Origin of the sequence: Spiroplasma poulsonii (assembly GCF_009866525.1) — a bacterium.
Taxonomy (GTDB): domain Bacteria; phylum Bacillota_I; class Bacilli_A; order Mycoplasmatales; family Mycoplasmataceae; genus Spiroplasma; species Spiroplasma poulsonii.
On the sequence record NZ_CM020866.1, the window covers coordinates 532,899 to 554,693 of the forward strand.

The 21,795-nt window shown below is 28.8% G+C and carries 25 protein-coding genes and 1 pseudogene; 22 read left to right on the forward strand and 4 right to left on the reverse strand.

The genetic code is table 4. From position 1 onward, the window contains the following. Positions 1-58 precede the first annotated feature (58 nt). The 12 genes from MSROBK_RS02935 to MSROBK_RS02975 all read left to right on the forward strand — a co-directional run bounded on the left by MSROBK_RS02935 (position 59) and on the right by MSROBK_RS02975 (position 8,016). Positions 59-328, forward strand: a complete 270-nt coding sequence (locus MSROBK_RS02935) for a hypothetical protein (RefSeq protein WP_040093019.1) — start codon at positions 59-61, stop codon at positions 326-328. Between the two features lie 26 nt (positions 329-354). Beyond that, positions 355-807 (forward strand): IS5 family transposase, encoded by a 453-nt coding sequence (locus MSROBK_RS12985; RefSeq protein WP_040092446.1) that lies wholly within the window; start codon positions 355-357, stop codon positions 805-807. Then, positions 792-1,190 carry a transposase family protein gene (locus MSROBK_RS12990; RefSeq protein WP_242441474.1) on the forward strand — a complete coding sequence of 133 codons (399 nt, stop codon included), beginning with the start codon at positions 792-794 and terminating at the stop codon, positions 1,188-1,190. The genes MSROBK_RS12985 and MSROBK_RS12990 overlap by 16 nt, the downstream gene beginning before the upstream one ends. Before the next feature lie 235 nt (positions 1,191-1,425). Next, entirely contained in the window at positions 1,426-1,785 is a 360-nt protein-coding gene (locus tag MSROBK_RS02945; protein ID WP_040093018.1) for a hypothetical protein, read from the forward strand. Between the two features lie 27 nt (positions 1,786-1,812). Continuing rightward, positions 1,813-1,941, forward strand: coding sequence for a hypothetical protein (locus tag MSROBK_RS12070; protein ID WP_258267051.1), 129 nt, complete (start codon positions 1,813-1,815; stop codon positions 1,939-1,941). Between the two features lie 26 nt (positions 1,942-1,967). After that, entirely contained in the window at positions 1,968-2,420 is a 453-nt protein-coding gene (locus tag MSROBK_RS12995) for an IS5 family transposase (protein ID WP_040092446.1), read from the forward strand. Beyond that, positions 2,405-2,803, forward strand: a complete 399-nt coding sequence (locus MSROBK_RS13000) for a transposase family protein (RefSeq protein WP_242441474.1) — start codon at positions 2,405-2,407, stop codon at positions 2,801-2,803. Before MSROBK_RS12995 ends, MSROBK_RS13000 begins: the two co-directional genes overlap by 16 nt. A 262-nt stretch (positions 2,804-3,065) precedes the next feature. Beyond that, entirely contained in the window at positions 3,066-3,506 is a 441-nt protein-coding gene (locus tag MSROBK_RS02955) for a vWA domain-containing protein (protein WP_040093020.1), read from the forward strand. Between the two features lie 198 nt (positions 3,507-3,704). Further along, entirely contained in the window at positions 3,705-4,373 is a 669-nt protein-coding gene (locus MSROBK_RS02960; protein WP_040093022.1) for a hypothetical protein, read from the forward strand. 13 nt (positions 4,374-4,386) lie between these two features. Continuing rightward, on the forward strand, positions 4,387-5,931 hold the full coding sequence (locus MSROBK_RS02965) for an AAA family ATPase (protein WP_040093024.1): 1,545 nt from the start codon (positions 4,387-4,389) through the stop codon (positions 5,929-5,931). Between the two features lie 26 nt (positions 5,932-5,957). Beyond that, positions 5,958-7,517: a VWA domain-containing protein gene (locus tag MSROBK_RS02970; protein WP_040093030.1), complete on the forward strand. Its 1,560-nt coding sequence runs from the start codon at positions 5,958-5,960 to the stop codon at positions 7,515-7,517. Further along, entirely contained in the window at positions 7,507-8,016 is a 510-nt protein-coding gene (locus MSROBK_RS02975) for a dUTP diphosphatase (RefSeq protein ID WP_040093032.1), read from the forward strand. The genes MSROBK_RS02970 and MSROBK_RS02975 overlap by 11 nt, the downstream gene beginning before the upstream one ends. A 32-nt stretch (positions 8,017-8,048) precedes the next feature. Here the strand turns inward: MSROBK_RS02975 and MSROBK_RS02980 are convergent, their stop codons facing one another. After that, on the reverse strand, positions 8,049-8,294 hold the full coding sequence (locus MSROBK_RS02980; RefSeq protein WP_040093033.1) for a ferredoxin: 246 nt from the start codon (positions 8,292-8,294) through the stop codon (positions 8,049-8,051). Between the two features lie 99 nt (positions 8,295-8,393). Between MSROBK_RS02980 and MSROBK_RS02985 the strand changes: the two genes are divergently transcribed. The 8 genes from MSROBK_RS02985 (at position 8,394) to MSROBK_RS03020 (ending at position 16,545) form a co-directional block, all read left to right on the forward strand. Beyond that, complete coding sequence (locus tag MSROBK_RS02985; protein ID WP_040093034.1) at positions 8,394-9,095, forward strand: hypothetical protein; 702 nt, start codon at positions 8,394-8,396, stop codon at positions 9,093-9,095. A 16-nt stretch (positions 9,096-9,111) separates the two neighbouring features. Next, positions 9,112-9,780 carry a (d)CMP kinase gene (gene cmk / locus MSROBK_RS02990; RefSeq protein ID WP_040093038.1) on the forward strand — a complete coding sequence of 223 codons (669 nt, stop codon included), beginning with the start codon at positions 9,112-9,114 and terminating at the stop codon, positions 9,778-9,780. After that, the gene (der, locus tag MSROBK_RS02995) at positions 9,781-11,097 is read left to right on the forward strand and encodes a ribosome biogenesis GTPase Der (protein WP_040093040.1); all 1,317 of its coding nucleotides are present in this window, start codon (positions 9,781-9,783) and stop codon (positions 11,095-11,097) included. It abuts the gene before it with no gap. Between the two features lie 14 nt (positions 11,098-11,111). Continuing rightward, positions 11,112-12,119 (forward strand): NAD(P)H-dependent glycerol-3-phosphate dehydrogenase, encoded by a 1,008-nt coding sequence (locus MSROBK_RS03000; RefSeq protein WP_105628897.1) that lies wholly within the window; start codon positions 11,112-11,114, stop codon positions 12,117-12,119. A 70-nt stretch (positions 12,120-12,189) separates the two neighbouring features. Continuing rightward, on the forward strand, positions 12,190-13,140 hold the full coding sequence (locus tag MSROBK_RS03005; RefSeq protein WP_052443446.1) for a hypothetical protein: 951 nt from the start codon (positions 12,190-12,192) through the stop codon (positions 13,138-13,140). A 120-nt stretch (positions 13,141-13,260) separates the two neighbouring features. Then, positions 13,261-13,752 carry an HAD hydrolase family protein gene (locus MSROBK_RS03010; RefSeq protein ID WP_227991505.1) on the forward strand — a complete coding sequence of 164 codons (492 nt, stop codon included), beginning with the start codon at positions 13,261-13,263 and terminating at the stop codon, positions 13,750-13,752. 143 nt (positions 13,753-13,895) lie between these two features. Then, positions 13,896-15,488, forward strand: a complete 1,593-nt coding sequence (gene gpmI, locus MSROBK_RS03015) for a 2,3-bisphosphoglycerate-independent phosphoglycerate mutase (RefSeq protein WP_040093045.1) — start codon at positions 13,896-13,898, stop codon at positions 15,486-15,488. 91 nt (positions 15,489-15,579) lie between these two features. Then, complete coding sequence (locus MSROBK_RS03020) at positions 15,580-16,545, forward strand: CPBP family intramembrane glutamic endopeptidase (protein ID WP_040093047.1); 966 nt, start codon at positions 15,580-15,582, stop codon at positions 16,543-16,545. Between the two features lie 24 nt (positions 16,546-16,569). On the opposite strand, the gene MSROBK_RS03025 is transcribed toward MSROBK_RS03020, so the two are convergent. The 3 genes from MSROBK_RS03025 to MSROBK_RS03035 form a co-directional block, all read right to left on the reverse strand. Continuing rightward, the gene (locus MSROBK_RS03025) at positions 16,570-17,802 is read right to left on the reverse strand and encodes an alanine--tRNA ligase-related protein (protein ID WP_308506899.1); all 1,233 of its coding nucleotides are present in this window, start codon (positions 17,800-17,802) and stop codon (positions 16,570-16,572) included. Positions 17,803-18,040: 238 nt separating this feature from the next. After that, on the reverse strand, positions 18,041-19,804 hold the full coding sequence (rnjA, locus tag MSROBK_RS03030) for a ribonuclease J1 (protein WP_040093048.1): 1,764 nt from the start codon (positions 19,802-19,804) through the stop codon (positions 18,041-18,043). A 175-nt stretch (positions 19,805-19,979) separates the two neighbouring features. Then, complete coding sequence (locus MSROBK_RS03035; protein ID WP_040093050.1) at positions 19,980-20,561, reverse strand: peptide deformylase; 582 nt, start codon at positions 20,559-20,561, stop codon at positions 19,980-19,982. Positions 20,562-20,646: 85 nt separating this feature from the next. Here MSROBK_RS03035 and rsmD point away from each other — a divergent pair. Continuing rightward, positions 20,647-21,216 (forward strand): annotated as a pseudogene (gene rsmD, locus MSROBK_RS03040) (16S rRNA (guanine(966)-N(2))-methyltransferase RsmD); the annotation flags it as partial. A gap of 1 nt (position 21,217) precedes the next feature. Beyond that, positions 21,218-21,793, forward strand: coding sequence for a guanylate kinase (gene gmk / locus MSROBK_RS03045; protein WP_040093053.1), 576 nt, complete (start codon positions 21,218-21,220; stop codon positions 21,791-21,793). Positions 21,794-21,795: the final 2 nt, after the last annotated feature.

Here is a 21,795-nt window from a genome sequence, read left to right on the forward strand (position 1 = left end):
GTATCGCAAGAAGTCTAATGAAGTATTAATTCAGTTTTTAAATATTAATAATAATGGTTTGCCAGATAAAATTAACCGGGATCCAACAAAAATGTATTATGATCAACAAAGTTATACTGCTCGTTCCATTAATTATCAAGAATTTAACTTAGTTGCTAATGTTAAAGATGTGATTGAAAATATTAAATATGATGATTCAGAACAAGCAATTGATCTTCGTTTAACAAATAAGATTGATGATATTAAATCAAGTTTAAAAAGCTATTTGTTAGAAAATTTAAATAATAGACTTCTTGCGATACCCTTTTTTATTAAAATATTATTATAAAATATAATTTATGAGGACATAAAAATATGAACAATAATAAATTTAATACTCTTAATGATAGAGAATGGTTAAGATTAACAGGAATAAAAAAATCCACTTTTAATAAAATGTTAGATATTTTAAAAGTTGCTGAAATAGAAAAATTTAAAAAAGGTGGTAAAACTAATAAATTATCATTAGAAAATAGATTATTGATGACTTTATTATATTGACGAGAATATCAGACTTATTTTCATCTTGGTAAAAGTTTTGATATTAGTGAGGCTAATTGTTATCGTAATATTAAGTGAATTGAAGATATTTTAATTAAAAACTCTGATTTTCAACAACTTGCTGGTAAAAAAGCACTAATAAATGATTATTTTAATGATAAAACTATTATTATTGATGCTACCGAAACTCCAATCCAACGCCCAAAAAAAGACAAAAACAATCTTATTCTGGTAAAAAGAAAAAACACACGATCAAAACACAAGTAATTATCGAACAAGAAACCAAAAAAATTATTGCAACAAGTTTTTCGCTCGGAAAAAAACATGATTATGCTTTATTTAAAGAATCAAAAATCCCAATTTTAAAAAATACCAAATTAATAGTTGATAGTGGTTATCAAGGAATACAAAAAAATCACAATAATGTTCTAATACCTACAAAGAAAACAAAGAAAAACCCTTTAAACAAAGAACAAAAGCAATATAATAGACTAGTTTCAAAAATGAGAATTATTATTGAAAATATTTTTGCTATTCTTAAAAAATTTAAAATTATTACAGAAAAATATCGTAATCGAAGAAAAAGATTTGGTTTAAGATTTAATTTAATTGCCTCAATTTATAATTTACAATTATTATATTTAACATAAAATATTTATTTAAAATTAAATAATTTAAATAATAAATTAATTTTTCGTTGTGGAAAAATATTAAATTTTTAAATAAAAAACATAATTAATTAAAATTATATTTTTCTATTAGTATCTTTTTTACAAATATTTGCAATTTTTTAACAAGTAATGCAAGAAGTCTAATCAATATATTGATATTAACAAGATTGTTAAGGACATTACCGTTGGTGTTGGGAGAAATCCCACAACAATTGTGGGAACAACTTTTACTAAACAACCGCCAATCAATGGAATGTTACGAGGAAATAATAATAAGGTGTATCAAGATAAACTTTTAAGTTTTCCAAGCATTGTTATTAATGTGCAATTTTCATATGATGGAACGTTTAATAAACTTTATGATTTATCTTATGAATATGAACTCCCAACTAAAGTTGTGAAAGATCCATGGGGCGTTGATAAAAACAATCTTAATGTTTTACAATCAACTTTTGCTTTATCGAAAACATACACAACCTTGGATAGGGTGAAAGACCTATATAATGATTATCAACAAGCAATTCTTCAAGCTGCCAATGATTGAGAATATCGTAATCCAACGGGTAGTGGATAACCAGGTAATAATTATCCCGTTGAAAGTTTGCATAGTAATGCTTTTAATATTGCAGTAAATGAACTTAATGTTGGACGCTATAATAATACTAATTTGCGGGTAGGAACATATAATAGACTTCTTGCGATACCCTTTTTTATTAAAATATTATTATAAAATATAATTTATGAGGACATAAAAATATGAACAATAATAAATTTAATACTCTTAATGATAGAGAATGGTTAAGATTAACAGGAATAAAAAAATCCACTTTTAATAAAATGTTAGATATTTTAAAAGTTGCTGAAATAGAAAAATTTAAAAAAGGTGGTAAAACTAATAAATTATCATTAGAAAATAGATTATTGATGACTTTATTATATTGACGAGAATATCAGACTTATTTTCATCTTGGTAAAAGTTTTGATATTAGTGAGGCTAATTGTTATCGTAATATTAAGTGAATTGAAGATATTTTAATTAAAAACTCTGATTTTCAACAACTTGCTGGTAAAAAAGCACTAATAAATGATTATTTTAATGATAAAACTATTATTATTGATGCTACCGAAACTCCAATCCAACGCCCAAAAAAAGACAAAAACAATCTTATTCTGGTAAAAAGAAAAAACACACGATCAAAACACAAGTAATTATCGAACAAGAAACCAAAAAAATTATTGCAACAAGTTTTTCGCTCGGAAAAAAACATGATTATGCTTTATTTAAAGAATCAAAAATCCCAATTTTAAAAAATACCAAATTAATAGTTGATAGTGGTTATCAAGGAATACAAAAAAATCACAATAATGTTCTAATACCTACAAAGAAAACAAAGAAAAACCCTTTAAACAAAGAACAAAAGCAATATAATAGACTAGTTTCAAAAATGAGAATTATTATTGAAAATATTTTTGCTATTCTTAAAAAATTTAAAATTATTACAGAAAAATATCGTAATCGAAGAAAAAGATTTGGTTTAAGATTTAATTTAATTGCCTCAATTTATAATTTACAATTATTATATTTAACATAAAATATTTATTTAAAATTAAATAATTTAAATAATAAATTAATTTTTCGTTGTGGAAAAATATTAAATTTTTAAATAAAAAACATAATTAATTAAAATTATATTTTTCTATTAGTATCTTTTTTACAAATATTTGCAATTTTTTAACAAGTAATGCAAGAAGTCTAATGCAATAATTACGGCAACGAAAGACTCATTAAATTATCAAGGCAGTTTTAAAACAGGGGTTATTCGGATTACAGCAGCACCAATTAGTGCCATTTCCTTGTCACAATTAGTGGTGGATAGTTCTTGGACCCAACAGCGTGCCTATCGTGAAATTAAAGCACAAATTCTAGCACGAGCACAAAGTAGGGGGTTAAATTTAAATGATTCTGATTTTAGCATTAGTGGTATTACAGAAAATAGTTTAATAAAATTAACAATCGGTCAAAAGACAATTACAATTACTGCCCTTGGCAATGATAATGTTGTAACGGGGATAACAACCTTTAATTTAACTGTGGAGCCTGTTTCAATTAATAAATATTATAATAAGATTAATCCTGGGCAGCAAAAAGTTGGTAATTCGGTTCGAAATGTCGTAATCACCATCATGAATCAACTAAAAGCAGCTATTAATAGGGATGGTTATAATATTAATAATATTACTAATTATTTTACAATTGTTATTACGGGATGGAAATGGCCGCCGATTAAATGATAGTAGTATTTTTCAAGTGTTAGGAAGATATTGGTATGATATTGCAGTAACAGCAACGGATGGTTCAAAATATTTTGATGGGATAATATCACGTGATTTTATTGTTGAAAAGTAGGAAAAATGTAATTTAATTGTTTAAATTTATGAAAAAATGCTAAAATAATAACAATATGGTTTATATGTAGCAAAAGGGGGTTCAAGATGAATAAAAATAAGCCAACATATGGAAGTAAATTTCCTGATTTAGAACTGCTTGATACAGAGGAAGAACGACGAAAATACGAAGAAGAAGTTAAAGAATTATCAAAACAAGAACAAAAACGTTTTAGTTATATTTCACCAACCCAAAATAATGATTTTTCTCAACGTCGAATGTTTTGAGATAGTCCGTTAGAACGAGTTGGGCGTAGTTTTATTATTCTTGGGCAAGTGTTCGCAATTACTTTGGCATATTTTATTGGTCAAAAAGCAATATTAATTGCTTTAAGTAACTATGTTGATCCTAGTATTAAAGTTTTTGCCAATATTTATGTTAAGGATTTTTTAAGTTATGGATTTTTATTTATCACATTGTTATTTAGTTTATTATATTTTATTCCAATGGGAATGGCACGAACTGCGGGGGCGGTTTATGGGTGGGCAATTGCCTACATTATGTTAGCAATTTTGTACTTTTTATTTGTTGAAATTCTATGTGCGGCTTTATTAATTTTAGGTAGTATTAAAGCAAATACCTCAGAACCAGTTAGTCAATGATTATTAATATTTATTGTGTTAGTTTTAGTAATTACCTCAATTTGAATTGTTGGGGCATGTATGTTAATTGTTAAATCAGATGATGTCAAACGAAAAATTAATTTAGAAGTTTAAGGAGTAAAGAAAAATGATGACGCTTACAGAAAGATTAGAAGAATTAACAAAACAATTACAGCAAAATGTTTATGAAAAAGAAGAAATTTTTAATTTAGCAATGTTAGCAATGCTAAGTGGAGAATCTATTTTTCTTTTAGGAAAACCAGGAATTGCAAAATCATTAGTTTCACGACGTTTAAAACATGCTTTTAAAAATGGGACTATTTTTGAGTATTTAATGAATCGTTTTTCAACACCAGAAGAAATTTTTGGACCAATTTCAATTGAGGATTTACAAAAGGGAGTCTATAAACGGTTGATTAATAAATATTTACCAATTGCGGAAATTGTCTTTTTAGATGAAATTTGAAAGGCAGGACCTTCAATTCAAAATACATTATTAACAATTATTAATGAAAAGATTTTTCGTAATGCGGGGGTTGATATTAAAGTTCCAATGAAATTATTGATTTCTGCGTCAAATGAGTTACCAGCAGAGGGCCAAGGTTTAGAAGCCTTATATGATCGTTTTATTATTCGTTATATTGCCCATGGCTTAAAAGATGAAACAAATTTTAATGATATGATTGCTGGAGTAACAGAATTAGATGTTAAAGTTGATGAAGCTTTACAGATTACCCATGAAGAATATGATGTGTGACGAAAAGAAATTAATAAAGTTAAAATGACCCAATCAACATTTGATTTTATTTCACGGTTTCGAAAAGCAATGTATATTGCAACTGATGGGGAATATTATATTTCTGATCGCCGATGAAAAAAGATTGCCCATTTAATGAAAGCATCAGCTTTTTATAATGGTCGTGATACGGTTGATAAAGCTGATTGATTAGTTATTCCCTATTGTATTTGAGATGACGAACAACAAGAAGAAGAATATAATGCTATTTTTAACGAGTTTTATCTAGATGCGTTAACTTATGATGTTCGTGAAAAAAAGATTCGTTTAAGTAAAGAATTAGAAGAATTATCAGCACAGTATGAAGATATTCAAGAAGTTAATAGTCGTAAAAGTGAGTATTTGGATGTTTTTGATGAAAAATTACAAGGAACTTTTCATCGTATTCTTTGAAAAAATCAACAATATCCGATTTGTTTTATTCGCGTTGAAGATTTGATTGATGCTCGTCATAATAAAACACAACCAACATTAGTTGAATTATATTATGGCGAAGACTTAGATAATATGGTTGATGTGTTACAAACTGAAATTAGTTATGTCAATGATAGTACTTTTAAAATTATTAAAACAGATGAGGAAATTAGAGTTGAAATTAAAAATTCAAAAGTTGAGGATAATAATTCTAAACTTGAAAAAAGAATTTTAGAAGTTGAACGTGAAATTGATAAGTTAGCAACTGCTTTTCCTGATGAAAAAGAACGTTTATTAGAATTAAATTGTATCTTTTTTAGAGACCGTTTTATCTTAGCTGTTAATAATGTTTTTAATGATGACAAACTGAATTTTAATGAGGATATTATTGAAGTTGATTATCGTTCAAAAGATAATACCGAACCTAATTCTGGCAGTTTATCAAATTTAGTTAAAAATTAATTTTGTAAAACAAAGGAGTATTCATTATGAATCCATATTTAGAGCAAAAAGCAGGGGTTAAATTAGCGGAAAAATTAACAGAATTAAAAAAGACTGATTTAGCTAGTCCAAATTTTGCTCTGGTTAAAAAATCAAATCGATGATTAAGTGATATTTTTGATCAAGAAATTAATAATTTTTATGATAAAAAAATTGAAGATGAAATTATGAAAATTAAATTGAGTCCAAATATTGAAAAAGAAATTTATTTATTTCATTGAATTAAAGTTAATGGGTATGAAGGATTAAAAAAGAATTATGCTTCAACACAGGATTTTTTATTTAAAGTCAATTCACCGTTTTATGATCGGTTAAACTATTATCGTTATGAATTTAATAAGAAAAATAATAATCCTAATATGTTATTTCGAGATTTTGTTGGGATGTGAGAATCCATTTTAATTAAAAGAATTAATGATTATCGGTTCACTAAAATTGAAGAGTTACGCAGTAAATTTATGCAAGATTTGTACAATAAGATTGCAATTTATCATCAAGCAAATAGTTTATTAAAGACAGTATGAAATTTTTTTGGAAAAATGTGAAATCCAGCAGAACTATTAAAACCAGGTGTTGATATGACAGCAATTGATAAATTTGCTAAATTTTTAGAAAGTAACCCCGCAATTATGGAAATTGCAACTTTATTAGGACGTTATCAGGGTGAAAGTAATTTAATTGAACAACGAATTTTAGAAGAAATTGTAATGGATTTTGAGTGAAAACCAGTTGGTTCATCGCCAGAAGAAATCATTGGGGCGACTGAATCAAAAGATTTAGAACATATGTTTCCTGCTGAATTAGTTTTATTACGTGACCCTATTTTAAAATATATTTTTTATAAAAAATATATTGAAGGAAAATTAACAACATTTGAATTTTTATCACAAGATAAGGTTCCAAAAGAACAAATTAAATTAAAGATAGTTGAATCATATGTTCCTGAAGAGAAAGGGCCAATTGTGTTGTCAATTGATACATCTTCTTCAATGCGTGGTAGTCCGGAACAAATTGCTAAAGCATTGGCGTTGGCGATTGCTAAAATTGCTTTATCAGAACATCGTCCGTGTTATATGATTAATTTTTCAAAAAGTTTAGATGTTTATAACTTATCCCAACTAAAAGATTCTGTTCCAAAGTTAATTGATTTTTTATCAAAAAGTTTTGGCGGTGATACGGATGTTGAGCCAGCATTGCAACATACTTTAACGGCAATGGATAGTAATGAATATTTTAATGCGGATTTATTATTAATTAGTGATTTTATGACATCAGATTTATCATCTGATATTATTGAAAAAATTAAGATATTAAGAAAAAGACGTAATCGTTTCCACGCCATTATTATTGGGACAATGGGAGAAGAAAAGTCGACAACAGTTTTTGACAACGCATGAATTTATGATCCTCGTGATCCGTTTGCTTCAGAACGGATTATTGCTTCATTAACGGGGGAAGTTGTTAAGAAATATGATAAAATTCCAGGAGCAAAAACTATTTTAAACAAAATTAGAACAGAACAGGGGGTCAATAACAATGTTAAGTAACGCAACTTTTGCATATTTACTTGAAAATCAAAAAAAGCTAGATCATCATATTTTAACAAAATTTAAGTTAAATGATGAACAAACCTTAGATAAACGAATTTTGGCTTTTCTAGTTGAACTAGCCGAATTTATTAATGAACAACGTGATTTTAAATATTGAAGTATCAAACCAGCTTCAGAACAAGATGTTTTGTTAGAAGAATATATTGATGGAATTCATTTTTTAATTAGTATTGGTAGTAGTTTACAAGTTGATTTTAATAAATTTCATTATCAAAATAAATACTTTGGTAAAGTAGTTAGTTTAACAAAACTTTATTTAGAATGTTTTGCTGCTTGTGCTAAATTAATTAAAAAACAAATAACTAAAATTTATTTTCAAGTTTTAAACCAATATTTAATTATTGCTGCGCAGTTAAAGTTTACGGAAACTGATTTAATTACAGCATATAATAAGAAAAATGAAATTAACTTTGCTCGTCAAGAAAATAATTATTAAAAAATGTTTTATAAATATTTATAAAACATTTTTTAATCAGTATCAAGACTACTTTTTCGATTTTCTTTAAATTCTTCTAATGTTTTAATAAAAATGGCAGCCGTTGGACAAACCATTTGTGCTTCAACTAGTTCTTGAATATTTTTAGTTGTATTTGCAAAACCATCATCATCCATAAAGAATGTTTCGGTTTCATCAATCATAATACAGCTTCCACAAGAAATACACAAGTCAGTGTTAACATATGTTCTTTTCTTTGAAATATCGCGGTCTGCCATCAAGATCCCTCCATTATCTTATTTATTACTATAATGATAACAAAAATTTTAATAATAATATATAATTTTAATGTAGTTTGAAAAAGTTGGAGGAGTACAATGGAAACTAGAATGGAAAAATTTGCCCAACTACGTGAGATGATCAAGAAGGAAATTGAATTAGATCAAGAAATTAATCAGGCAAATCAAGTAATTAATAGTTATATGGCAAAATTAAATGTCATTGATGCTACTTTCTTTAACAATGTTAAATCAGATTTTGAACAAGAATTTAGCTGAGAAAAAGTATATTTGGATAAAAATCCAGATGAACAACCATATCCATCTGATTTTAAATATGATTTACAGCAATTATTAGAACAAGTTGTTAGTACAACAAATCTATCCGCTCAAGTTAATTTAAAAAATGATCAAGATGCTGGTGATATTATGCATAATATTTTAATTGCTGAAACATTGTTAAATAAACCAACTTATCAAAAATATCAGACAATTTTAGAAAGTATTCTAGCTGAAAAAATTACATATCACCGTTTAAGTGATAAAATCCAAGAAGAAAATAGTGATTTTAAAATTAATTCAACAAACATTGAATTTAGTACAATTGCTCATATGCGCAAAAATGACAATCGTAGTACAGCAGAAATGTTAAAGGAATCAAGTATTTTATTAGAAGAAAAACATAATAATGTTCTAGTTACTTATCGTAAAATAAAACTACACTATAAAATGTTATTATTAACAATACTTTTGCTTGTTATTTTATTAGGTGCTTGTTTGGCACTAATCTTTGTGTTATAGAAAATGGGAGAAGATAATGAAATTAAATATAGCTATTGATGGTCCAGCTGGTAGTGGTAAGTCTTCTGCTGGTTATGAATTGGCCAAAAAATTAAACTATCAATTTATTGACACCGGATTAACTTACCGTGCTTTTACTTATTTTTGTGCAAAGGCACAGATTGATTTTAGTAATAATCAGCAGTTACAAGTTCTATTAACAAAGTTTAATTATCAAGTGTTAAACAATAAAATTTATGTTAATAATGAAGATGTCACAGCAATACTTCAAACAAGTTTAGTTTTGGATAATATTAATAAAATTACCGGTCTTGAGTTTATTCGAACAGCAATGGTAGCATTACAACGCCAATTAGTTACTAAGAAGGGTAATGTTGTTGTTGGTCGTGATATTACAACTGTTGTTTTGCCGTATGCAGAAATAAAAATTTATTTAACAGCTAGTATTGCTGCTCGCGCTAAACGAAGATGAAGTCAAAATAATGAAAATGATATTACACCAAATAATTTAACAGAAATTACTACAAAATTAAGAGAACGTGATCATGTTGATACAAGTCGGACAGTTGGATCATTAAAAATTGCTGCTGATGCAATTGTAATAGATACTAGTAGTTTAACCTTTGAACAAACAGTCGCTGCAATTTATCAAGTTGTAATGGAATATAAGAAAGTAGGAAAATAAATGGCACAAAAAGGAACCGTAGCAATTGTAGGACGACCAAATGTTGGGAAATCAACATTATTTAATCGTATTATTAAAAACCGTCTTGCAATTGTTGAAGATACTCCTGGTGTTACACGGGATCGAATTTATGCCTTTTCGGAATGATTAACGCGTGAATTTTTAATGATTGACACCGGAGGAATTACTTTAGATAATGAAGCAATGTTTGCCCAAGAAATTAAAATGCAAGCAGAAATTGCGATTGCGGAAGCCGATGTTATTATTTTTGTTTTATCATATAAAGAAGGAATTACCCCAGATGATGAAATGATTGCAAAAATATTATATCGGGCAAAGAAACCAGTTTTATTAGTTATTAATAAATATGATAAACAAGAAAAAGAAAGTGAATTATATGAATATATGACATTAGGATTTGGTGAACCAATTGCCGTTTCAGCAACGCATGGGATTGGGATTGGTGATTTATTGGACAAAGTCATTTCTTATTTAGACCAAATTCCAATTCAACCAAAAACGGAAGGAATTCATTTTTCTTTAATTGGAAAACCAAATGTTGGGAAATCATCATTAACAAATGCGATTTTAGGAGAAGAACGAGTAATTGTCTCACCAATTGCAGGAACAACAACTGATTCAATTAACACAACCTTTAAACGAAATGATCACCTTTATACGGTTATTGATACAACGGGGATTAGACGGAAGGGGAAGGTTTATGAAAAATTAGAAAAATATAGTGTTCTTCGTGCCGTTAGTGCCATTGAAAGAAGTGATCTTGTTCTATTAATCATTGATGGGACAGTACCAATTACTGATCAAGACACTAATATTGCTGGAATTGCTTTTGAACAAAACAAGCCAATTATTTTAGCTGTTAATAAATGAGATGCTGTTGTCGAAAAAAACGACCGTTCAATGCAGATAATTGAAAGTCAAATTCGTGGTTATTTTAAATATTTAAGTTATGCAAAAATGGTTTTTGTTTCAGCATTAGAAAAAAAACGTTTGCATATATTATTTCAAACAATTGACGAGGTTTATACTGGTTTAACGCAACGCATCAAAACAAGCGTTTTAAATGAAATTTTAGTTAAAGCACAATTGTTAAATCCACCGCCAGATTTTAATGGTGGTCGAATAAAAATTTATTATGCAACACAACCCGAAAGTATGATTCCAACTTTTATTATGTTTTGTAACAACCCTAAATATATTCATTTTTCTTATAAACGGTTTCTTGAAAATCAAATTCGTGAACATTTTGGGTTTGATGGTGTACCAATTAAAATATTATTTAGAGAAAGAAAGTAATGAGGTAAGTAATAATGAGAAAAGAACAAAAGAATATTACTATTATCGGAACGGGAGCATATGGTACTGTTTTGGCTAATGTTTTAACAGATAATGATCATAATGTTATAATGTATGGCATTGATAGTAAAGAAGTTAATGATATTAACGATGAACATTTAAATAGTCATTTTTTTGGTGATTTAAAAATTAATCGGGAAATTAAAGCAACAACTAATTTTACCGAAGCTGTTGAAGACGCTGAATATATTATTTTGGGAATTCCAGTTATTGCTATTAAACCAATTATTGAAAGAATTAATCAAACAGTAACAAAACCAGTTGTTATTATTAATGTTTCAAAAGGATTAGATCCTGAAACACATGAAGTATTATCACGTTCAATTGGAAAATTAATTAATAATCAAATTTTAAAAGCATATGCTGGAATTTATGGTCCAAGTATTGCTAAAGAAGTTTTACAACGAAAACCAACGTGCATTATGGCAGTTTCAAATGAAATTGCAATGGCCCAAGAAGTTCGTAATTTATTTAATAATGAGTATTTTGTTACCTTCGCAAATACCGATGTTGTTGGTGCTGAATATGCTGTTGCCCTAAAAAATGCTGTTGCAATTGCATCGGGGATTTTTAACGGTCTTTATGCATCAGATAACGCTAAAGCAGCATTAATTACGATGGGATTAAATGAAATTCAACTTTTTGCAAAAGCAAAAGGTGCTCGGATTGAAACTTTTTTAAATTTTGCCGGATTAGCAGATTTAATTTTAACTGCAACTTCAAGCAAATCACGAAATTACTCACTTGGTTTTGAAATTTCACAAGCAGATGATGCTAAAAAAGTCTTAGCAAGTCATGCTAAGACAGTTGAAGGTGTTTTAACTTGTAAAACAATTGTTTTAGATGCTCGTGCTAATAAAATCGTATTACCATTGTTTGAAGCGTTATACGATATTTTATATAACAATAAGCGTCCAAGTGCGATTATCAATAGTGTTTTTACAAAAGCAATATTGGCATAGCAAAAATCCTCATTTTATGGTATAATTTTTATACAATAGTGTATGGCAATATATAGTGAGAGGGCATAAAATGAGTTTACATCATACTTGAAATAATAATGGTTTAGAAAATAAACCTGACAATAATCAACAACAGCTTTCCCCTAATCAAGGGAATAATTTTAGTGCTGCACTGCAACAATATCAGCAGAATGTTGCACCACAGCAGTATCAACAACAACCATTAGCACAGCAATATTCACAACAACAAAACTTGATGCAACAACCACCACAAAGTGTTGCCCCGCAGCAATATTCGCAGTCACAGCAGCAAACAGCTAGTGCGCCGCCGCAATATCAACAACAACCATCAGCACAGCAATATTCACAGGCACAGCAATCAGGACAAAATACAGCGCCGCAACAACAGCATCAACAATATCAGCAACCAATTATGAATCAACAACGTGCTAATTTTGCACCAACAGGGCAACAGAATTCACAAGGGATAAATCCAACGCCTAATGTGCAACAATCAGCGGCAGCTCCAACACAGAATCAAACATTAGCGGAGCGAATTGCTAATTTACAAAGTGGTGGTTTAAATAAAAATGAAAATTATTATGGGCAAAAAAACATTAAACCATCCGATTTGTTAAATGTTCCAATTGATCCTAATATTAAGGTGGGTCTTGGTAAAAATATGAATATTGCAGCATCCTTACCAACCGATTTATTTGAAGATGAAAATGGCAAAGGAAGTCGTAAAAAAAATCGAAAATTAAATACTAATATTGAAAATGATGGAACACAATGTCAATGTAAAAATTGTACAAAAAAATCACGTCCTTGATTAACAGTCTTCGTTAGTGTTTTAATAATGTTAGCAATTTTAGGTGATTGTGTTGGAGCTATTTATGGTTTTCGCACCGAAATTAAAGATTGATTATTAGGAACAAACCTAACTGTTAGTAAAAGCGCGGGAGCATTAATGTCAGATAATAAATCAATATCACCAACTACTTATTATTTAAATTCATAAACCATATTTAAAAATATGGTTTTTTCTTTTACAATATAATTATGGAATTTTTAATAGAAAGTAGGAAATTATGAGAAATATTAAATTAATCGCATTAGATATGGATGGAACTGCGCTTGTATTTATGATATTAAAACAAACAAGATTGTGCATCAACAAACGTTGTCTATCCTGCAAGTTAACTTTTTATTTCAATTAGCAACAAAATATCACAAAAAAATATGATGTTATATTGATGATTTAACAAAAGTAGTTGTTAATTTTGATCCTATTGCCGAAAATAACCTAGAATTAACTTTCTTTCATGGTGAATTTATTCAATATGATAGTTTATCGGAAGTGAAAAATACTGCTTACAAATGTATTATAATGAATGTCCAGGAAACGGATGAATTTATTACTTTAGCACGTGCTGAAAACATTGAAATTGCAATTGATGCTTCCCATACCGCTGAAGTAAATGCTCCTGGAATTAGTAAATTAGCAGGTTTAAAATGAATTTCACAACAGTGGGGGATTGCCCTATCAGAAATGATGGCAATTGGTGACAGTATGAACGATTATTGAATGATAAAAAATGTTGGGTTAGGAATTGCAATGAATAATGGGTAGGATCAAATTAAAGCAATCGCAAAAGATATTACTAGTAATGTTGAAGAAGGCGGCGTTGCAAAAATGATTGAAAAATATATTCTCAATAGTAAAAAATAATTATATAATTGTTGAGGAAAAAGAAAAAGAGGAGAAATATTAAGATGAAAGCTAAACAACCAATTTTATTAGCAATTCTTGATGGATGAGGAATTGCCCCTGATTCAAAAGGAAACGCTGTTACACAAGCACATATGACAAATGTTGAAATGTTAAAAGCAAAATACCCTTGAGTAGCTGCTCATGCATCGGGAGAATGAGTTGGGTTACCAGCTGGGCAAATGGGAAATTCAGAAGTTGGTCATATTCATTTGGGCGCTGGTCGAATTAAATATGAGTCATTAACATTAATTAATAAATCTATTAAGGATGAAACTTTTAATCAAAATCCAGAAATCTTAGCCGCAATTAATTTTGCAAAACAAAATAATAGTGCTTTTCATATAATGGGATTGTTTTCTGATGGTGGTGTTCATTCCCATCTTAACTATATCTTTGCCGCGTATCAATTAGCAGCAAAAGAGGGTGTTAAGGAAATTTATTTACATTTATTTGGTGATGGTCGTGATACTAAACCAGAATGTATTAAAACATATATTGAACAATTTAACGCTTTACAAGCAGTTTTAAAAGTAGGGGTGATTGCTACAATTGGGGGTCGTTATTATGCAATGGATCGTGATAAAAAATATGACCGGGTGCAAGTTGCATATGATGTTTTAGTTTCACGAAAAGGAGCTGAGTTTAGTGACCCGTTAGCCTATATTGATCAAGAATATGCGGCTGGTCGTAATGATGAGTTTTTAATGCCAGCTTATAATATCAATACCCCACAAGGATACATTAAAGCAGGCGACGGCGTATTTTTTGCTAACTTTCGTCCTGACCGGGCAATTGCGATTGCTTCAGCATTAACAAATGCTAATTTTCCTGTTAATGAAGCAGAAAGTTATTTTGTGCCAAAATTAAATGACATTTATTTTGTGTCAATGATGGAATATGCTGAAACAGTTGGGTCAAAACATGTTGCTTTTCAACCAATTGAAGTTGTTAATGGCTTGGGAGAATGGTTAAGCAAAAAGGGTTATCGTCAGTTGCGAATTGCTGAAACAGAAAAAATTGCGCATGTGACGTTTTTCTTTGACGGAGGAAAAGACTATTTTAAAAATGGGTTAGCAACTCAAGCTGAAATTACATTACCAGGTGCTTCAGCTGATTTGATTCCATCACCAAAAATTGCAACATATGATTTAAAACCAGAAATGTCATCATATGAGATTACTAATAAATTGATTGCTGAACTTGAACGTAATGAATTTGATGTTATTATTTTAAATTTTGCCAATTGTGATATGGTTGGTCATACTGGAATTTTACCAGCAGCGATTGCAGCAGTAAAAACAATTGATGATTGTCTTGGTAAAATTTATCAAGCAATGCAGAAAGTTAATGGAATTATGATTATTACAGCTGATCATGGTAATGCTGAAGTTATGATTGATGAAACTGGGGGACCAAATAAAAAACATACTTCCCAATTAGTTCCAATTATTATCACTAAAGCAGGATTAAAATTACGTGATAAAGACCCAGCGATTGCTGATATTGCACCAACCATTTTAGAATTGTTGGATGAGAAAATTCCGGTTGAAATGACACAACCATCATTAATTGTTAAATCAGAAGATATTATCTAATATCTTTTTTATGAAAGAATTCGTAATTTTAACAATATTTTAGTTATAATCGGTATATAATTAACAAATAGGGTTTAAAGGAGTATTAAAGATGAATGATAATGAAAATGTTTATAATAATTTTAAAAGACCATGATATGAATTAAAACCAACCTTAGTTGACCGTGCAGCACCATTTGATTTTAAACTGGTGAATGTTCGTAATACTGGTTATATTTTTATCGGAACAGCAATCTTTGCTCCATTTTTTATTAGTATTTTAATTTCTTATTTATTTGCGCATGATCAATATTCATTAGTTGGGATGAATTTTGTTAGTTTAATTATTGTTGCTATTGGTTCTTATTTTGTTATTAGTCGTGCTCAAAACGAAATTATGCGTTCTGGGGCAATTGTATTTTATTATTTTTATTTTATTCCTAATATGGTTGGTTTAATAATTGGTATTATTGCTAATTTATTTCAACCATCTGCTGCTGCGTTAACAACAATTAATTTATTAACAAGTTTAATTGCTGCGTTGGTGACGATTTTTATTACTTACAAAACTTCGCCATTTATTTTTAAAAAAATTAAATTAACTTTTAAACAAGACTATAAACGTTTATTGCTAGTTAGTGCAATTGCAATTGTTGTGGTTTTTCTTTTTAATCTTACTTTTGGTTATTTAAAATCATTAATAACTCCAACTGCATCAAATAATCAAAATAGTTTAATTAAAGGGATTGATAAGTGGTGAAATATTGTTATTTTATCGATTTATACGGTTTTTGTTGCCCCAATTATTGAAGAGTTAGCTTGTCGGCATGGAATTTTTAGTTTAACAGGAAATAAATGAATTGCTTTTGCTGCTTCAATAATTTTCTTTGCTGGAATGCATGTTACGGCAACTGGTGATTGAGAACACCTTCTTGGTTATTTAGGCGCAGCACTAGCATTAGGGATGTTGTTCATTGTTGTTAATGGCAATGTAACTTATAATATTATTGCTCATAGTGGTTTAAATTGTATTAGTACTATTTTAATTATTGCCGCACCAAGTTTTCTAACTAGATAAAATAAAAAGACCTTCTTGGTCTTTTTATTTTTTTAGAGTAGTTAATAATTGTTCTAAAAATAAATTAATTTCATTTTGATATGTAAAACTAATAAAGAATGGGGTTCCACCACCGGTAACTTTAAATTGTTCTTTATTTGTTTGTAAGAAATTATTAAGATTAAATTCAGTTTGATTTTTTTTCGTAAAACTAATAAAACCATACTTTAACCTTGTATTAATAAAAATAATTAGGGTATTTTGATGTTCTTGTAAGTATTTATTTAATTTATTACGAACTAATTCAAGGGTTATTTTTTCATCATTAATAATAATTTCTTGCACTGTTAAATTATCGTTAATAGGAATTGTTTTAAATGGAAAAGTGGTTTCTTCAATAATTTGTAATAGTTGTTTATATTTCACTTTTGCTGTTTCATTTAAGTCTTTTTCTAATTTTTCAATATTAAGGTTTAAATTATTTTTTTCAATCAAAGTTGTTGGAACCGAAAAATTAGGAATGATAAAAGTAAAAGTTGGATCATAACCACTAATTTTTTTGACGCTTTGTTCTAATGCGGTTCTTTTTTGGTTAATTCAGTTCGTAAAATATGCTTGTGTTGTTGCTTTATTGGTTGAAAATTGAATTCTAACTTTCTTTTTATCAATTCAACAATCTCAAATTTCAAAAAAATCAATTTCTTGTAAATTATTAACATGGGTTCCACCACATAAATCAATTGTTGCTGTAGGGAATTCAACAACGCGGACAATTGGGTCATATTCAAAATTTGGATGAGCAATTTTTAATTTTATTGCCTCGGCAATTGGCATTTGATGTTCAATTTTAGCAATATCATGTTTAATTAAATCATTAATAATTTTTTCTCGTGCTGTTAAAATAATATCTAATCAATTATCAACTTTATTCATTGCCAATAAAGCATAATCCGTTTTAATTTGAACTGAATCTGTCATTTCACCATAATTTAAAATTTGCTCAATAATATATGACAGAAGATGCTGTGCTGTATGGTTTTTAGTAAGTTTAATGCGTCGTTCTTGGTCAATTTTTTGTTCTAAAGTATCATTAAGCTTAATTGTTGTTCCTTGTGTATCAACAAGATGAAGATATACTTTTTTATAAATTTGTTTATTAAGATCAAAAACGCTAATTGTATGTGTATCTTTCATTAAAATACCAGTATCGGAGATTTGACCCCCACCAAGGGCATAAAAAACAGTATGATCAAAGGCGACAAAACCAATTCCATTTAATTTTGTTCAATAGGGTGGCCAGCTTCGTTAAAAAGCGCTAAAATAGTTCCTTTATCAGTTGTTTGTTGATACCTATGAAATTTTGTTAAGGGAATTATCACTTTGTTGTCTTGTTTTTTTAAGTTAGTTCATAATAATTCAATTTGTTAATTATTCATAGTTAATAATATCCTTTCTTAGTATTAATTAAAATTATATGTCATTTTATAAAATAAAAAAGAATAATTAAAATATTCTTTTATTTTTTATTTAAAATGACAGGAATAATTAGCGGATTACGACGTTTATAACGGTAAATAAACGGCGATAATGATTGTTTGATTGCATTTTTAAGAGCACCAAAGGTTGGTTTTTGTGTTTTTAAAACTTCATTAACTGCTTCGGTTGCTAAGCGAATTGATTCATTAATAATATTTCCTGATTCTTTAACATAGAAACTTCCTCGTGAAATAATACGAGGAGGGGTTAATAACTGGTTATTTTGTGAATCAATTGAAATAACAACAGCAATTAAACCATCTTTTGACAAAATCTCACGATCACGAACAACGGCAGTTGTTTGTCCAGATAAGTCTTTTCCATCCACATACACTGCTTCAGCTTCAATTCGTTTTCCGATGGCAGCTGTCCCATTCAACATTTCAATTTGATCACCATTGGCACAAATAAAGACGTTTTCTTTTGGGACATTAACACTACTTGCGGTTTCACCGTGTTGACGTAACATACGATAATCCCCATGCATTGGCATAAAATATTTTGGTTTTAATAATGTAAATAATAGTTTTTGTTCTTCTTGTGAAGCATGTCCTGAGGTATGGATTTGATTTAACGGACTATTTTCTTGAACAATTGCGCCAGCACGAACTAGTTTATTAATAACACGTTCAACATCAGCTTGGTTACCGGGAATTGGCGATGATGAGAAAATAACAGTATCACCAGGAACAATTGAAATATGTTGATGTTGATTATTTGCAATTCGTGATAAAGCAGCCATTGGTTCTCCTTGGCTTCCAGTACAAATAATTAAAATTTCGTTATCCGTATAGTTTTTAGCATCATTAGCTTTAATAAAGGCTTTATCAGAAATTTTTAAGTGTCCCATTTGTCGGATAATTTTAATAATTCGATCTAAACTTCTCCCGAAAACTAAAATTTTACGACCATATTTATTCGCAATTTCAACAATGTGTTGAATCCGGTGAACATTTGAAGCAAATGTTGAAATTAGGATTCGTCCTTTTGCTTTTACGAATAATTCTGCAATATTTTTAATAATTTTTGTTTCAGTTTGAGTATATCCCTCAACTTCGGCATTTGTACTGTCAGCCATTAGTAACATAACACCTTCTTGGCCCATATTTGCCATTCGTTCAATATCTGAACGATGTCCTAATGGTGTTCAGTCAAATTTATAGTCTCCTGTTGATACGACTTTTCCATTTGGTGTCATAACTGAAATGCCAAAAGCATCAGGAATACTATGGTTAACAGCAAAAAAGTTAATCTTAAAGTTTTTTGTTTTAATAACACTCATATTGTCAACTTCTTTGACAATAGTAGTTTGTTCTAACTTTGCTTCTTTTAATCGGTCACGAATTAAAGCAGCAGCTAGTCGAGGAGCATAAATGATTGGAATTGTTACTTCTCTTAATAAGTATGGAATTCCCCCAATATGGTCTTCATGCCCGTGGGTAATAAATAGGGCTTTTATTTTTCGTTGATTTTCTTTCAAATAATTGTAATTTGGAATAACAGCATCTACTCCAAGCATTGTTGAACTAGGAAATTTAACTCCTGCATCAAGCATAATTAGTTCTTCATCATGTTCAATACAGTATGTATTTTTACCAACTTCTTCTAACCCTCCTAGGGCAAAGACTTTTGTTGGAAACTTATTTTTAATAATATTTTGTGTTGTTGTTTTTGGTACTATACTAGCTGGTTTTGTAGTTGCTGGTTTACTAATTTTATTTATTTCTTTGTTTTCTTCATTCATTGAAATTATCACCTCATAATTCTAAAAATTCATAGTTTTTTCTTTATTAAATTTATTATTTAATATTATTAAAAAGAAAAAAAGTTAATTTCCTAGTATCCAAAAAATTATAACACAAAGATTAATAAGTTTACAAAAAAATACTTTTTCTTAAAAAAGTTAAAAGTTATTAAATTTATAAAATAATCCAATCAGAATTTTTTAATCAAGGATTCTTTTTATTAATTAAGTCATAATATAATTTACCTTCTAAATGTTCTTGTTCATGTTGAAAAACAATTGCTTCATAACTTCGAACGGTAATTGTTACCTTTTGTTGTTTTAGATAGTCATATCCTTCAATGATAATCCGAAAACTACGGGGAACAAAACCTTCTTTATCACCATCAACACTTAAACAACCTTCTCCTTCTTCAATACAAGCTAATTGGCTACTTTTGCCACTAATTTTTGGATTAATCATGGCATGCTCAGTTATTTTTTTGGTTCCAGTTTCATCATCAGTATCTTCGATTCTAATATAATACATCTTAATATTATGACCAATTTGTGGGGAGGCAAGGCCAACGGCAGGTCTAATGGTTTGTTTATCATTTTTTTGTGGATCTTGTGAATATCGGACAAAATCAATTAGTTTTTGCATAACAAGTTCATTTTCAGGCGATAATGGGAATGAAACATCACTTGATGATTGTCGAATTGATGGTGTATCATCAAATACTAATCAGTCTTTACTTGGAATTTCATTTTGTAACACTAAAAATCACCTCTTAAAAAATTATAACATATCCCATAATTATTAAAAAAATTTAGTATAATTTAAAAAAGATAGAAAAGGGACTAAAACGATGCGTGTAATTAGGGGAAAATATAAGGGTTATCAAATTAAGACATTAGAGGGGATGAATACACGACCCATGACAGCCCGGGTAAAAGAGGATATGTTTAATATTTTAGATAATTATTTTATTTATGAAAATAAAACTGGTTTAGATATTTTTGCTGGTAGTGGTCAACTAGGAATTGAAGGGTTATCACGTGGTTTACAGCAATGTTATTTTAATGATTTTCATCAAGGTGCTTACCAAATAATTACAACTAATCTTCAAAACTTAAAAATTACGAATGGAAAAGTGTTAAATTATGATTATAATGTGTTATTAAATTGAATAATTCAAAACCATATCACAATTGATATTTTATTTTTGGATCCACCTTTTAAACAAATTGAATATTATTATGATATTATTACTATAATATTGAAAAACAATATTATAAATAACTATGGAATAATAGTTTGTGAATCAAATCAAGAACTATCATTTGTTCAATTTGACTTAGTAATGTTACGTTACAAAAAATATAAAAAAAAGTATTTATATATACTACGTTTAGAAAAAGGAGAAAATTAGTGTGCAAAAAAAGGGTTTTTTAATTATCTTCTCTGGTCCATCAGGCGTTGGCAAAGGAACAATTTGTCAGGAGTTGTTCAAGTATGAAGAATTAAATTTAGCTTATTCAGTTTCAATGACAACAAGGGAAAAGAGGTCAGATGAAATTGAGGGCTTAAATTATTTCTTTGTTGATCGGCCAACCTTTGAAAATGTAATTAAAAATGATGAGTTATTAGAATATGCAGAATTTGTTGGGAATTATTATGGGACCCCAAAATCATATTGTCTTGAACAAATTGAAAAGGGAAAGAATGTTTTATTAGAAATTGAAGTTCAAGGAGCAACACAAGTATTAGAAAAAATTACTGATGCAGTTTCAATTTTTTTAATTCCACCAAGTTTAGAAGAATTAGAGAGCCGAATTCGGGGTCGAAAAAGTGAACCGGAATCTGTTCTTCAAGCCCGGTTAGCAAAAGCAGCTGATGAACTTCCGTTACAAAGTAACTATAATTATGTTGTTGTGAATAATACCGTTGAACAAGCAGTGGCAGAAATTAAAACAATTTTAGAGCAAGAAATTGCTAATCGTATATAAGT